Origin of the sequence: Metallosphaera cuprina Ar-4 (genome assembly GCF_000204925.1) — an archaeon.
In the GTDB taxonomy this organism is placed as follows: Archaea; Thermoproteota; Thermoprotei_A; order Sulfolobales; family Sulfolobaceae; genus Metallosphaera; species Metallosphaera cuprina.
On the sequence record NC_015435.1, the window covers coordinates 625,825 to 640,016 of the forward strand.

11 protein-coding genes are annotated in these 14,192 nt (G+C 41.3%); 7 read left to right on the forward strand and 4 right to left on the reverse strand.

Going from position 1 to position 14,192, the window contains the following annotated elements:
• Positions 1-227: 227 nt before the first annotated feature.
• Complete coding sequence (locus tag MCUP_RS03580) at positions 228-1,418, forward strand: MFS transporter (RefSeq protein WP_013737303.1); 1,191 nt, start codon at positions 228-230, stop codon at positions 1,416-1,418.
• Between the two features lie 2,885 nt (positions 1,419-4,303).
• Complete coding sequence (locus MCUP_RS03585) at positions 4,304-4,714, forward strand: hypothetical protein (protein WP_013737308.1); 411 nt, start codon at positions 4,304-4,306, stop codon at positions 4,712-4,714.
• Position 4,715: 1 nt separating this feature from the next.
• Here MCUP_RS03585 and MCUP_RS03590 read toward each other — a convergent pair whose 3' ends face one another.
• The 3 genes from MCUP_RS03590 to MCUP_RS03600 all read right to left on the reverse strand — a co-directional run bounded on the left by MCUP_RS03590 (position 4,716) and on the right by MCUP_RS03600 (position 7,065).
• Complete coding sequence (locus tag MCUP_RS03590) at positions 4,716-5,450, reverse strand: tetratricopeptide repeat protein (RefSeq protein ID WP_013737309.1); 735 nt, start codon at positions 5,448-5,450, stop codon at positions 4,716-4,718.
• Between the two features lie 73 nt (positions 5,451-5,523).
• The gene (locus MCUP_RS03595; protein ID WP_013737310.1) at positions 5,524-6,330 is read right to left on the reverse strand and encodes a DMT family transporter; all 807 of its coding nucleotides are present in this window, start codon (positions 6,328-6,330) and stop codon (positions 5,524-5,526) included.
• 60 nt (positions 6,331-6,390) lie between these two features.
• Positions 6,391-7,065 carry an ABC transporter ATP-binding protein gene (locus MCUP_RS03600; RefSeq protein WP_013737311.1) on the reverse strand — a complete coding sequence of 225 codons (675 nt, stop codon included), beginning with the start codon at positions 7,063-7,065 and terminating at the stop codon, positions 6,391-6,393.
• 188 nt (positions 7,066-7,253) lie between these two features.
• Between MCUP_RS03600 and MCUP_RS03605 the strand changes: the two genes are divergently transcribed.
• The 5 genes from MCUP_RS03605 (at position 7,254) to MCUP_RS03625 (ending at position 13,477) form a co-directional block, all read left to right on the forward strand.
• On the forward strand, positions 7,254-9,857 hold the full coding sequence (locus tag MCUP_RS03605) for a COG1361 S-layer family protein (protein ID WP_148230893.1): 2,604 nt from the start codon (positions 7,254-7,256) through the stop codon (positions 9,855-9,857).
• The gene (locus MCUP_RS03610) at positions 9,854-11,071 is read left to right on the forward strand and encodes an ABC transporter permease (RefSeq protein WP_013737313.1); all 1,218 of its coding nucleotides are present in this window, start codon (positions 9,854-9,856) and stop codon (positions 11,069-11,071) included. The genes MCUP_RS03605 and MCUP_RS03610 overlap by 4 nt, the downstream gene beginning before the upstream one ends.
• A gap of 77 nt (positions 11,072-11,148) precedes the next feature.
• Positions 11,149-11,748 (forward strand): cysteine hydrolase family protein, encoded by a 600-nt coding sequence (locus MCUP_RS03615; protein ID WP_013737314.1) that lies wholly within the window; start codon positions 11,149-11,151, stop codon positions 11,746-11,748.
• A gap of 29 nt (positions 11,749-11,777) precedes the next feature.
• Positions 11,778-12,755 carry a DHH family phosphoesterase gene (locus tag MCUP_RS03620; RefSeq protein ID WP_013737315.1) on the forward strand — a complete coding sequence of 326 codons (978 nt, stop codon included), beginning with the start codon at positions 11,778-11,780 and terminating at the stop codon, positions 12,753-12,755.
• A 74-nt stretch (positions 12,756-12,829) separates the two neighbouring features.
• Complete coding sequence (locus MCUP_RS03625) at positions 12,830-13,477, forward strand: peroxiredoxin (protein WP_013737316.1); 648 nt, start codon at positions 12,830-12,832, stop codon at positions 13,475-13,477.
• A gap of 27 nt (positions 13,478-13,504) precedes the next feature.
• On the opposite strand, the gene MCUP_RS03630 is transcribed toward MCUP_RS03625, so the two are convergent.
• Positions 13,505-14,170: a metallophosphoesterase family protein gene (locus MCUP_RS03630; protein WP_013737317.1), complete on the reverse strand. Its 666-nt coding sequence runs from the start codon at positions 14,168-14,170 to the stop codon at positions 13,505-13,507.
• Positions 14,171-14,192: the final 22 nt, after the last annotated feature.

Consider the following 14,192-nt stretch of genomic DNA (forward strand, 5'->3'; position numbering starts at 1 on the left):
TCCTTATTTGTTCGCACTGAATATTATGATAGGATAGTTGTAGCTATCCCAATTATCAGAAAAATAAGAGGAAAAAGGGAGTTAAAACAATCATTCAGGATTGATTTTGCCAATATTTTCACAGTTTTTGTGCCTTGTAATAGGTAGTTCACCAGGTTAAGAAGGTTATTCCGAATCCTTATTTTTCACTGAAAAAGATATATATATTATCGCAATTACCTACTGGAGTGAGTGATATTTCCTCATTTGATCGTAGATTCAAGCTACTTATCTTCAATGCCGGTCTTTCAAGGTTTGGTCTAGCCTCTTTTAATTTAATAATAATATGGATAATACTCTTTGAAACAAAAAATGCATTCCTCGCGGGTCTTGGCGACGGAATTATGTCACTGCCGCTATTCTTCAGCTTCTTTGTTGGTGCCTTGGTAGATAGAGCTAAAGGAAAGAAGGCTATTGCAATCGCAGCCGGAGTTCTAAGATCAGTTTTTCCTGTAACAATTCTCTACGGTTTTTATCTTAACTCGTTAATTTTAATACTTATCTCAATCTATGCAAGCGGTTTTATCCTGGGGCTAACATCAGATATGATGAATTCGATAAGAGCCTCATGGACGAAGGAAATTTTAAAGGAGGAGCATTACAAATCTGGTTCTTCAGTCTCTTTAATGGTTAGTTATATAGCGGCAGGGGGCGGATACGCCCTCTCTGGCGTTATACTTGCATTTGGATTCTATCACGCTTTTGCAACAATCATCGCTGTATTTGCTTTGGCTCTAATACCCATTTTCTTTATAAGAACAAATTTCAGGCCAAGAGATGTGAGCGCAATGACATCTCTGAAGGAAGGTATTGAATTCATGAGAAAACATAGGGAGATTGTTCAGCTTATGATAATTGCATTAATCCTAAATGTTGTATTTGGTACCATAGGCATAATATTCATCTCCCTGGTACAGATAGGATTCCACTTACCGGCAATATTTGCAAGCATTATATTTTCTACTTTTATCATAGGCCTTGTCATAGGCTCTTTTTTAGGGGGGAAGGTGAAAGGGAAGATAGGGTCAATATCAGTAATTATATTGGTATCAACGGGTTTACTAATAACATCCATTTCATTCCTCACATCCGTATTTTATGTATTAGTCCCAGCAATGTTAGTTGGCATCGCGATTGGTATTGCTAATGTAATTTATAACACTTTAATGCTCCACATAGTAAGCCAGGACCTGATGGCAAGGATCAGTGGGGCATTTAGCACATTCTCAGTCGCGGCCACTTTTTCATCAGGTATACTCGGTGGTGCTATAATAGAGGTGACATCTATAAATCATTCCTTTATAGTTATAGGAGTTTTTATCATTGTATCAACTGTGCTCTGGTTTTTTTTCAAACAACTATATGAGATGAGAATCTAAAGTAAATTATTTAAGTCTTTAAAATGGATCTTCTTGAAAGTTGGGGTGCTCCCTCATACAGCTGGAACATTATAATACTAAATATTAGGTAAGAAGGCATGGAGGTGCTCCCATTATATCAAGGCACTCCGTAGATGAGAACTTTGAGATTGTCATGGAAGCACTCACAGAAAACACCACTCAGGCAGAGATATGCAGGAGACAGGAATATTTCCCACGCAACTAGCAAAGTGGAAGGAGTAGCAGATTGGCAAGTATTCAATATCTTGAATACAAGAACTTGAAAGAGTTCTATGAATGCATCTTGAAGTTGAAGCCTAAGGATGTAAGGGATAAAGGAATATCAAAAAGAAGATCGAATGGTATAAAACAACATCGACTCTATTTTTTAAGGAAATTTCACCTGTCATTTTGGATTTCTTTATTCCAAAGTGGTCAGTCCTAGATAGATAGTTTAGAACCCATAGTTCCGTGCCCTATTTGAGCGCCGTTGATATGTGAACCATCATATTCCTGTGGGGTGTAGCCTTCATTTGATTCATTCTCATTTCTCAATAATCCCTTTTCTCAATTTTTAATACGTTTAAGCACTTAGATGAAGTTATCACCTCGAGGGTCAGTCGTTTTAAAAATTGACGGACGAGAAGGGATTTTTGAATCGATCTCATTGCTCTCGTTCCTCCTTTCCTCATCGCTTTCTTTCCTTAGTGATCCAAATCCCTTCCTTTATCTTGTATTTTTCCCGGGTCCCTAATTGACTCAGGGAGATCAGAATCTAATCCTTCAGTTCCTCTCCGGACTATGAAGTCTCGGTTCAGCACTTTGAGAGTAAAATATCCTTGGGCTTCTTCATGAAATTGGTTATTGCCCGGAATTGAGGGCTCTTACAGATACGATCCTCTGAATACCATACTGAGACTGCGCTCTCTTCAAGAGTCCACATAGGACACTCGCACTTATCGTATAGTGGTTTTGTATAGTGGACAACTTCTGGGATCATACTCTACATCCCCTTTCAGTACTGATTCGCTTAATTCAGGGCTTCCGTTCAGCATCTCCCTATTTTTTCTCCCAATTGCTAAAAGATGCTTTCTGGTAAGGTAGCAACATCCTTAGGGGCTAGCTCGACAACGTAAATACCGACAATGTTATCAGTCCTCTGCACCACTTTGATAGAAATCCGTTGCTTGCCAACGTGTAGTTAAATTTAACAATCTAGACGTAAAGTCCACTAACAAAATAACGTCTTGAATTAGGTCTCGAAATTAGTCTCACAAGATGGGGAAATGCTGCTACCGTATCCTGAAATAGCTGGTATCCCTTCTCAATATCCTCGATTTTCTGAGGTTCCTGAAACACGACCATTTTTCGTGGATTATTTCTTCGTTTTCGGAAAAAAGCCAAATAATTCTCGCTCGGCAACTGACCTATGTATCACCGCGATTTTTCCGAGGTTGGACTAATTTTCGAAATTATGACTTCAATTTTTGTATCTATTGAAGAGACAAACTCTGCCGAGTCGCTTAATATGATGATTTTCTGGCCTCTCTCATCTTCTTCATTAGGAATTTTTTAATGATGCCTCTGTCTTTGAGCGCGGTGAGGACTCTTGAAACAACTAGTTTATCAGGCCTCGATTTTTTGTTTTTACTATAACTGCAAGATTTTTCCATTAGTTTATATATCATTATGTCTCACGTGTTCGTATTTGTCACCCTCGTCGAGCTGAAACATCGGAGCAAGAACATTAGACTGGAGCTCATAAGAGGATGACGGAATTCCGAACAGAATTGAATTCAGCTCCAGATCGTCATAAATAGAGGTTATACACCTAACATCATCTGCGGAAATTACAACATACAACGTGCCGTCTTTGATGATAAACCCTTTTTCATAGTTCCAGAGACGAGATGCCCTTCCAGTGAGAGAGCACTCGGGGAATCTTTCTTATATAATCACCGTGCTGAAAGCCGTTGGGAAATAACGTTTTTATTATATCAACAGGTCTATCGGAAGCAGAATTGGGGCTTTTTTAGACGAGAGATCGGTCTCTAACCTTTGCAATTAATTTCGCGATTTCATCCTTTATTAATTACAATTCACTATCATGTTCTTTAATGAACACGTATACATCTCCTTTACTTTTAGATTTATCGCGGCTTATTATTTCTCTGAGGCCATGACAGGCTCACGTACTTCAAACCTTGTCTGTATATCAGCCCAGTTCAGAAAGGAGTCTTTACTTACTGCGAAAATGAACGTTGGTCAGCCCTTAAAACAACATGTCCCTTGCGGAATACCCCTTCCCCTCTCGGTGAATATTTTTCATGTAGAACGAGTCATGCTACATTACAGATAGAAGATTTTTATGATATGCGGTCGGTCCAGAAACGCTATTGCCATGCCTTCAAAGTCTATTAAAGTCAGTAAATTTTCATTCAGAGTGCATAGATAACTGTGAAGGGAGAGATTGTAGATTGCATCACTATTTTTTGCTTTTATTTTCCATTGCTATTATCGGTTTTACATTTTTAATTTGTTGTTTGCTAAGCTAATATTTTGGTTGATTTTTGGCGAGCGCAAAGGGGATCATGAAATCAGGCAAAAAATTGTAGCAAATTTTGCCTTTTTGACGACGTAGCTATATGAGTACATTGTTGTATCAATCGACTAAGGATCTGTCTTAAATTTTGTGATTAGTATTTATAGATCAATCTTTTTCCAATTAGAAACTCGACTCTTTATAGTCTATAATAGGGTTCGCATACAATTTACCAACGGGTCCTTTATCTATTCGCTTACCTCCAAGTCAATTTGACGAGAAGGGAAGATGAGACCGGTTTTAAAGAAAAGCTTATATAGAAAAAAAGCCTCATATCATCCTAATGAGGGACAGGAGGGCCTTATCTGACTCTATAACAGCATTGATCATACTAGTTGTGGCTGTAACGTTGACTTTAACTGTAGCTCTCCTGGGTTTTACTCTATTCAAGCAATACGGGTCTCAAAACGTAGTTGTCAGTGGCGTTCCAACGTTATATCATCAAGACGGTAAGCCAGTTCTTAACGTTACGTTAAAGAATTTGGGGACTTCAGAAGTCAGGATAGAAGGGGTGGAAATAGGTGGACTTCATAATGACTCGGTTTTTGTACTGTCTGGAGGTTCTATCGAAACGTTGTCCATTCAACTTTCCGGTTCAGAGACTTTCATCAACGGTTCCGTAGTACAAGTTGTTATTACGATCTCCTCTCAGCTGGAACCCACAATTTTCACTTACGCGAAAGTTGTAAATTAAGCTATAACCTCTCTGAGGATTCGATATCTGATCGTGCCTCGCTCTCCTTTCCTATTTTCATGTAGGCCTTTGATCTCCTTATGTAAGCTTCCTTATAGTTAGGTCTAAGATCTATACTCTTGCTGTAAAGCTCGATCGCTCTGTTAATGTCTCCCCTATTTTCCGTCAGGATCCCTTTGTTCAAATAGGCCTCTGCATAATAGGGGTTAAGGTTTATTGCCACGTCCAAGTCCTTCTCGGCGTTCTGTTCATCACCTAATGCAATTTTTGTTAGTCCCCTATAATAAAAAATGTCTGCATCTAGAGGATAGCTCAGCATGGCTTTGCTTAGGTCCCTTAACGCTTCATAGAACCTCTTAGTGTGGTACTCAGAGATCCCTCTTATTTTAAGTACGATAGGATCTTCCCTGACTCCCTCCAGTTCCTTCAACGCCTCTTCGTAGTTTTCTGCCCTAAAGTTGAGGATGGCTCTTAACACTCTGAACCCTTCACCTTCCTTTCCTTTCAACACGTTAAGGGCAGAAACAGGGTCTCTTAAGAGGAGTATCCTTGAGGCGTTAAGGTAATCGTCTCCTTTCAAGAAGGCCTCAATCGCCTCCTCATCTCTCCCAAGTTCTAGTAAAATCCTCCCTAGGAGTTGATAGTTCTCCTTAGACGGATTCTGAGCTATGAGTTCTCTAATTTTGATCAAAGCGAGGTTTAGGTTACCTGTTGACATTAGACTTAATGGATCCATAATATTAACTTGTCTTAAAGGGATTATATATCTGAAACTAACTGATTCCTTTAAGGCAGTCAGCTACGAGATCCTACCACCTGTTCCATAATAAGGTTAGGATCGAAAGTATAATTACAATACCTCCTAACATCTCAAACAATGTAGGTATCTGATCAAATATAGGAAACGCTAGAACGGTCGCCACTACGGGTTCGAGAAGCCCGATAACCTCGATGTGTTGAGGTTTTACGTGGCCTGAGGAATACACGACCGATGTGTGCCCTATTAAAGTGGGAAAAACTATGAGACCTACAAGCGAAAGTAGAGAGTAAAAGTTGATTTTCCCAACACCTTGAAGTATCATTATGGGAAGGCTGAACACACTGGACATTAGGTAAATGTAAGCTGCTGGGGTCAACGGGTCCTCATCCTTAACCCTCGATAGCAAAATAGTATACATTGAAATAGTTAGGGCTGAAAGTATTGCCAAGACGTTCCCTATCAGGTAACCCTCATTAAGTGGGAAGTTCATTATTAACACCCCTACAAAAGCTACAACACCCGCTATTACGTCCTTCCTCGAGTTCTTTATACCGGCTAAAGGCGCTAAGACCAAAGAGAAGAGCGGAGACGTTGAGACCAGCACCGTGGAGTCTATGATGGTAGTGCGATAGACGCTAGCTATGAAAAGGATCATGTGAGCGGACAAAAGGGCTCCAGTTTTCCATTGGGTAAGAACTTTCCTTAGGTTAATTCTACCTCTGGAAAGTATAATCCCTGCTATGAAAAACCTGAAGAAAGCTATCATCCCTGGCGTAAGGTCAGAAAGCCTGATGAAGATAGCGGCGGTTCCGAAAGTGATGCCCCCTATTACAAGTATCAAGTAGTATTTGTTCAAGTCTAAAGCCTTACTTCACCTTAAGGTAAAAGGAGTATCGCTCCATATGGTATTAAAATCTCACTCTATCTTTTCGATCTTACCGTCCCTTATGTGGATTTTCTTTCTAGCAAGAGAGGCGACGTCAGGGTCATGTGTAATGATGACCACTGTGGTCCCAAAATCCTTATTAGCACGCATAAACGTCTCTAAAACTACTTCGCCGCTTTTAGTATCCAGGTTCGCAGTAGGCTCATCAGCTAGGATGAGCTTAGGTTCCTGAACCAACGCCCTTGCTATGGCGACCCTCTGCTGCTGCCCTCCTGAGAGTTCGGTAGGCTTCTTATAAGCTAGCTCGCCTAGCCCCAGCCTAGTAAGTACGTCTAGAGCTTTCTCCCTCCTCTCCCTCTTTGATAAACCCCTGGCGACTAATGGGAGCTCTACGTTCTCTATCGCAGGTAACCTTTCTATCAGGTTGTAGCTTTGAAATACGAAACCTATGTACGAGTTCCTTATCTTAGATAACTCATCATCGTTAAGCGTAGTTACATCCTTTCCGTAAACGTAAATCTTTCCATAAGTGGGTTTCGCTAGAGTACCCATAAGCGTTAGCAATGTAGTCTTACCGCTTCCTGAGGGGCCTATGATCGATGTGAATTCTCCCTCCTCAATGCTAAAGCTAATGTTATCCAGAGCCACTACCTTTACCTTCGTCCCGTAAATTTTACTCACGTTTTCAAGCTTTATTACTTCCATGAGTTCCAGCTTTAATCCAGTATTTAAAAAGATATTCCAAAACTAAAGTTAGTTTTCTATTAGCTCTTTACAGGAATCATACTTTGAATTACTTATTTTTATACTATGAAAGTTTTTAATTTTTTAGTGCAATAGTGTTAATCGTTTATATGGAATAGTCTTATAAACCGGATATCGGATAACCGAGTATGAACATTTACGCTAAAATACTTGTTTTGATCGTTGCCTTCTTGGTAACTTCATCACCGTTGATTTTTATGGGCTCTTCAGGCCCTAACGTTTATCTATATGGATATGGCTGGGGAAGTCCAACTGCTCCCACTACCGCTTATCCAGGTTACACCGAGTTTCCATTTTACGTTGAGGTTGTTGCTACAGGCTCAGCCACCCCTTACGAAGCGTCCATCACGACCTCGTCAAACTCTCCATTGCAAGTAGTTGGAACTAACCAGGCAGGTATGGCACAACAGAACGGATATTATCTGACATCATTTTATATTTCAGTATCTAGCTCTGCATCTCCTGGATATTATCCTGTTACCCTAACAGTCGATTACTCTGAAACTATAAACGGACTTATATGTACTTTCAGCAAGAGCTTCACCCTTGAGGTGCCCGTGTCAGCTGTCAACTTCCCTGTCCCGATAAACGTTGAGGGGGGAACGTCTGGTACAACCAGTCAAATCATAGTTGGTCAGGGTATGGTACCCTTAACTCTGACAGTATCAAATCCATCAAATAACGTAATGGACAACGTGATAGTTAATTTAACTCTCCCACCTGGAGTGTTTAGCAGTACCGGAAAGGGCTACCTGACGTTCAACGTTCCCTCAATAGCCCCTCAGCAATCTTCGCAAGATACTCAAATGGTGAACGTAACCCAAGAGGCTATCCCGGGTACCTACTCGTTAAACTATAATGAGAGGTTTACCAACTACCTTGGCTACACTTACTATGCAACTAACTCCAACATCACGACAGGAAACGCTAACGTTACCTTGCTAAATTTACCTCTGACGTTAACGATCTACCCCAAATCACCCGTTTTGTTTTATGTGAGTTCAGCATCGGCGACGCCAAACTCTCAAGTCTCAATTTTAATTAAAGCAAATTCGACATATAATTACCAGGTCTTATCTATAACGCCGCAATCTCAGCTAAACCTGATACACTCTAATTTTACGTCTAATACCTTTAGGAGTGTGAGCGTGTTTAACTTTACATTCCAAGTGGCGCCATCGATCTCGCCCGGTGTTTATCCCGTAACCTTCACAACGACTTATCAAATATTTGGTCAGACCCAGCAGACGGTATTGACAACTTATGTAAACGTAAATTATTATAACACAACTCCAGTCCTATCTGACCCAAGTTGGGGAACTCAAAGCGATCAGGTCCTCCCAACTCCCGGTGAGACTGGGATTCCTCTATCGTTCGTCCTAACTAACCCCTTACCTTACTCCCTTTCCAACGTTAACGTTACCTTTGTCTTGCCTCAAGGTATGAGCTCCCCATACAACTCTTACATAGTCCCAATAATAGGACCGGCTGGGACATCAGGAAACTCCGCCCAGGTCTCTTTAACTTTAAATTTAGCCTCGAACGTAACTCCGGGCTATCATTACGTAAAATACATCATCACTTACACCACAAGTTACGGTATTTTTAGGACAGCCTCTGACATACCTGTTTACATCTATCCTCAAAGTCAACTCATAGCTTCATTCGACACTCCTACAATATATCAAGGCACGCAAATCGGCTTACCAATAACAGTAACTAACCCTGGATCACAGCCTCTTACTTCAATTTCGGCTCAACTCAAAGTGACAGGCTTAACGGTTGTTGGCTTCACTAACCAGACCATTAATTATCTGGGGCCTGGAGAGAACACAACTTTGGTCTTCTCGATTTCATCACAAGGAGTGGGGCCTGGGACTTACCCAGCCACGCTTCTGCTATCTTATAGTTACGAGGGATTTCCTAAGTCCTCTAGCTACACTTTTCCCATTAATGTCGTCCCTTCACAGGACATAGTTAGCGTCTCTGTTGAACCAGAGGAGTTATTTTACAGTACTTTAAATAACGTTACTATAAACTTAGTAAATAACTTACAAGAACCGTTGTATAATCTGGAGTTGAAGTTAATAGGTAACCCTTCTCTCTACTCGCTTTCACAGAACAGCATAAACATAGGAACTCTTAAGCCGGGAGAAACCGAGAGCGTTACTTTAAGTATACTGCCCACCGTAACGTCAACCACTCCTATTCCTCTTAGCGTTGAGGTCCAATATCTACTACCTCAGGGAGGTGTAGTAACAGAAGGGTATAACTTCTCTCTAATAGCTACAGGGTTGATCAATCTACAACTCGAACAGCCTACTGTGACCTTTTCTAACGGAACATTAACTGTCACCGGGGTTTTGAATAATTTAGGTACGGCCACAGCTAACTTCGTTACAGTGTACGTAAACGGGAACTCAACATATATAGGCAGCGTCCCGCCCAACAGTCCGACTCCTTTCTCTTCAACGATATTTATACCTTTCTCACACGCTAACAGCTCACAGGAAATAAGGATAGATATAACCTATTACGACTCAGTTTATCAACCTCATAATATCAGTTACACTCTACATTACGTTCCAACAGTTCAACATTTGAATTTCACTAATTTTAGACATAGTTTTCATAGAAATGTCCTCTTAATTCCTACAATAATTATTGTAATATTGATTATAGTTATAATAATTCTAATTGTCCTACTGGTGTCAAGGAGGTTCAGAAGATGAAATTGCAAGACACTCTAAGGCTTTCATTTGGAGCGCTCACCTCTAAGAGGTTGAGGACTAGTCTAACCATACTTGGCATACTTATCGGTCCCGCTATAGTTGTAGGACTCACTGGGCTTACGCTAGGTTTCTCAGCCGTTTTAACTCATCAGCTCTTCTCAAGTTTATCGCCAACTGATATCTTCGTTACTCCAGGTACAAATCAAGTGACCTCGTACACTGTTCAGCAGATATCTAAATTACCGGGTGTGAAGGCTGTAGTTCCTTTCTATACGTTGTCTGCAACATTAGAAACCCCGAGCGGTCCTGAACCAACAGTAATTCTGTCTATAGATACTGCTCAGGCTCAGAAGGCCTTCCCAGGTCTTACCCTTGAAACTGGACAGTACCCATCACCTTATTCCTCATATGGAGCTGTAGCAGGATATTATATAACTCATCCTCAATATCCTGGTCAGCCTACTTATGGTCCAGGTCAGACCGTTGAAGTACAAATTAACACTCCGAATGGTAAGGTCACGAAGACCTTCTTAATTACTGGTAGCTTCAACGAGTTTAGTAGCGCATTTGCGGATATAGACAGATCTTTAGTTGTACAGAACATTGTTGGCTCTCAATACTATGGAGACGACTACAGCGGACTTATAGTGGAGGCCAGCAGCGTTTCTCAAGTTAACTCTGTTGTAAACGAAATTCATAATACTTTGGGAAGATCAGTGAGTGTAACCTCAGTAGAACAGTTCGTGACCCTGATTAACAACTCCCTCTCAGCAGTAAGCAGTCTTCTTTTCATAGCCGGTGCCTCTTCTTTCATTGTGGCGTTTGTAGGGATTTTGAGCACTATGTTTACTACCGTAGTCGAGAGAACTAGAGAGATAGGGGTTTTGAGGGCGATAGGGTTCACAAGGAGAGGAATCATGGCGATATTTTTAGGCGAAGCGGTGCTAATGGGGCTTCTAGGGGGTATAGCAGGAATTGGAGCGGGAGTTGGCATGGGGTTCTTGCTGACCTCGGTTGCGGGATCTCCAAGAGGTGGGGGATCAGGAGGAGGATCTGCTTTCGGGCCAGGTACTCATATTACCCCAGTGTTCGATCCCAATTTCATGGTGGAAGTGGTTCTAATAACGATAGCCTTTAGCGTATTAGCAGGACTAATTCCGGCTTACAGAGCCTCAAAGATAGAGCCCGCAGTGGCGCTAAGATATGAAGTTTAGTTACACAAAGCTTAGTCATAATCTTTGCCCCCCTTTAAGTGAAAGAAATATATGCTAATTTTTGGATTCTTTTCCTCATGAAGAAGGAGCTTGTAACGCCTGAAATCAACATATCCGAGGAAGTGCGTCTTGATCCTAGGACAACTGCCTTACTAATTATCGATATGCAGAACGATTTCGTAGATGAGAGAGGTAAGCTTTACGTACCTCAAGCTAAATCTACTATCCCTTCAATAAGGAGGCTAATTGATTTGACCCGAAAGGAAGGGGGTGAAGTCATATATACGCAGGATTGGCACCTTAAGGACGATCCAGAGTTCAAGATCTGGGGAGAACACGCCGTTGCAGGTACGTGGGGGGCCGAGATAGTTGAGGAATTAGCTCCAGAGAGAGACGACTATGTGGTGAAGAAGTTAAGGTATGACGGCTTTTTTGGTACGTCTTTAGACTATTATCTCAACGTCAAAGGAATACATACTTTAGTTATTGTAGGGACTGTTGGAAACGTTTGCGTCCTGCATACAGCGGGCAGCGCCGCATTAAGATGGTATAATGTAGTTCTCCCCATGGATGGTATATCTACCCTTACAGAGTTTGACTACTACGCTACCCTAAGACAAGTTGACTTTCTATATAAGGGGAAGATAGTAAAGTCTGAAAGTATTGCTTTTAAATGAGTTTCAATTAAAACTATCCTGATAGGAACTTGGATTATTACGCTATTGTCCATAACGACTTTGATGGAACTGCATCAGCTGCAGTCTACGCAAGAGCAATAGGGTCTCTACCCACAAAGATTTGGTTTACGGAACCCACTAGAGTTCACGAACTTTTAAGTAAATTGGAGCTAAGGGGAGTGACAAGGATTATGATAGCTGACCTAGGGCTTAACGAATCGACTCTTCAAACCCTTTTGCAATCTCTAAAGCGTCTCAAAGAGGAGGGGGCCACAATACAGTGGTTCGATCATCACGTATGGAAAGATGAGTGGGAAACTAAGCTTAGAGAAGTTGGCGTTGAGGTCCATCATGACGTATCCACCTGTGGAGCTGGTGTAGTCCATAAAGTGATGAATCCAAATGACGAAGTGTCCGCAAAGCTGGCATCCGCAGACTGTTCCGTAGACATTTGGCTCCATGACGATCCTCTAGGTGAGAAACTAAGACGAGTTGTGGAGAACGAAAGAAGTTACGAATGGAAAAAAAGGATTTTAGAGACTTTCTTTGCAGGTGTTCTTTGGAACGATGAGTTTCAGAAGATACTAGAGGCTAAGATAAACGAGGAACTCAAGGGGTATCAGAGGATATGGAAGTACGTTAAGGTTACAGAACTGGATGGCGTGAAGATCGTGGTGGCAATAAGGTGGAAAGGTCCCCCTGACATTAGCTACGCATCTCAGTACCTTATGACCAGGACTGGAGCTGACATATTCGTCTCTGCTAACGGTAAGGCAATATCTTTCAGGAGTAACAGGATAGATATTAGGAGGTTTGCAGTTAGTTTAGGAGGGGGAGGCCATCCTCTCGCTGCCGGTGCTGCTTTAAAGATACCTTTGTTCTACAGGTTTTTACGTTGGTTGGGTGTTAGAGGACCGGTTATAGAATGGGTCTCAAAGGTGGTTGTCCAGGTGATTAAGAAAGAGGGAATAGTAACTTATCAAAGATCTAAGACAACTAGTACTTAATAAAAGTTATAATTCTCAAATAGTAGCGATAACACTATAACTTACCAAGCTCATGAGTAAACAGGTGTCAAAAAGTGGTGAAAACGTATCAGAAGTTCCCAGACGTTCAGGTTATGACTACAGCAGGTCCGATAGACTTCTACAAGGACGTGTTTGGAAAAGGCAAGTGGTTGTTTCTATTCGCTCATCCTGCGGACTTCACCCCAGTTTGTACGACTGAGTTTGTAGAGTTTGCAAAGAACTATTCAGAGTTCGAGAAGCTTGGGGTTCAGCTAGTTGGCCTCAGCGTGGACAGCATTTATTCTCATATAGCTTGGCTAACTGACATTGAACAGAGGTACGGTGTCAAGATACCTTTCCCTGTAATAGCAGATCCTGATAAGAAGATCGCTAGGCTCCTTGACTTAATAGAAGAAGGCTCTGGACTTACCGTAAGAGGCGTTTTCATAGTAGATCCACAGGGCACAATTAGATTCATGGCATTATATCCGATAGAAGCTGGAAGGAACATGCAAGAGTTAATTAGAATAACTAAGGCACTTATAGTGTCCTATAAGGCAAAGGTATCCACTCCAGTTAACTGGGAACCAGGTAAGGAAGTGGTCGTTGGGGCTCCAACTACACTAATGGAAGCCGAGATGAGGATGAAACTTCCTAACTCTAAAGCATGGTATTTGATGTTCAAGAAGTACGAGGAGCTACCCTCAGACCAAAGAGTTTAATTTTTTTTAGTAACTAGTCTCTTCCCCTCATTTCTTATCAATTTTAATCAGTGTTATGGCCTTGTTAGCCGGGAGTGCAACGTTGTAAACTCTAACACCACTAATCTCAGCAAAAGTAACAACTGATTTATGGGCGTGTCCATGGATCGCGATATCGGGTTTGCACTTAGCCTCCTCTAGAAAGGGATAACCTAGTTCAGGATAGGCCCAACTCCTCTCACCCCTGAGCGTTTCGTATGTAGGGGAGTAATGAGTAACGAGTACTGTGACATCGCCCTCACTTTCACATAATAGCTTTTCTAGATTTTGTTTTCTTTCCATATAATATTGCATATTGATACCAGATTTAAGTTGCCACTTGGTAGGTCTGGATATCAATCCCTCGCTACCCACAATGTGGAGACTAATTTCGTTTAGTTTGATTAACGTGAAGTTATCTTCAAGCCATTCTACTTTTGGATATAATCTTTTGAAGTCTTCTCTAACTTCTCTGAAGTCTTCGTTCCCAAAGACCGCGACAGTCCTCTTAGTGGCTAACAGCTTATAGATAGGATCGAAATGAATCACCTTCCCCTTATCAACGGAATCTCCAGCTATGATGAAAAGAGGAAGCTCCGGGACGTATCTGACTGCTCTAAGGAAATCGTTAAGATATCTAGGTGAATGGATATCTGATACTGCGCCTATGATCATAATTTTTAACTATATTATGAGG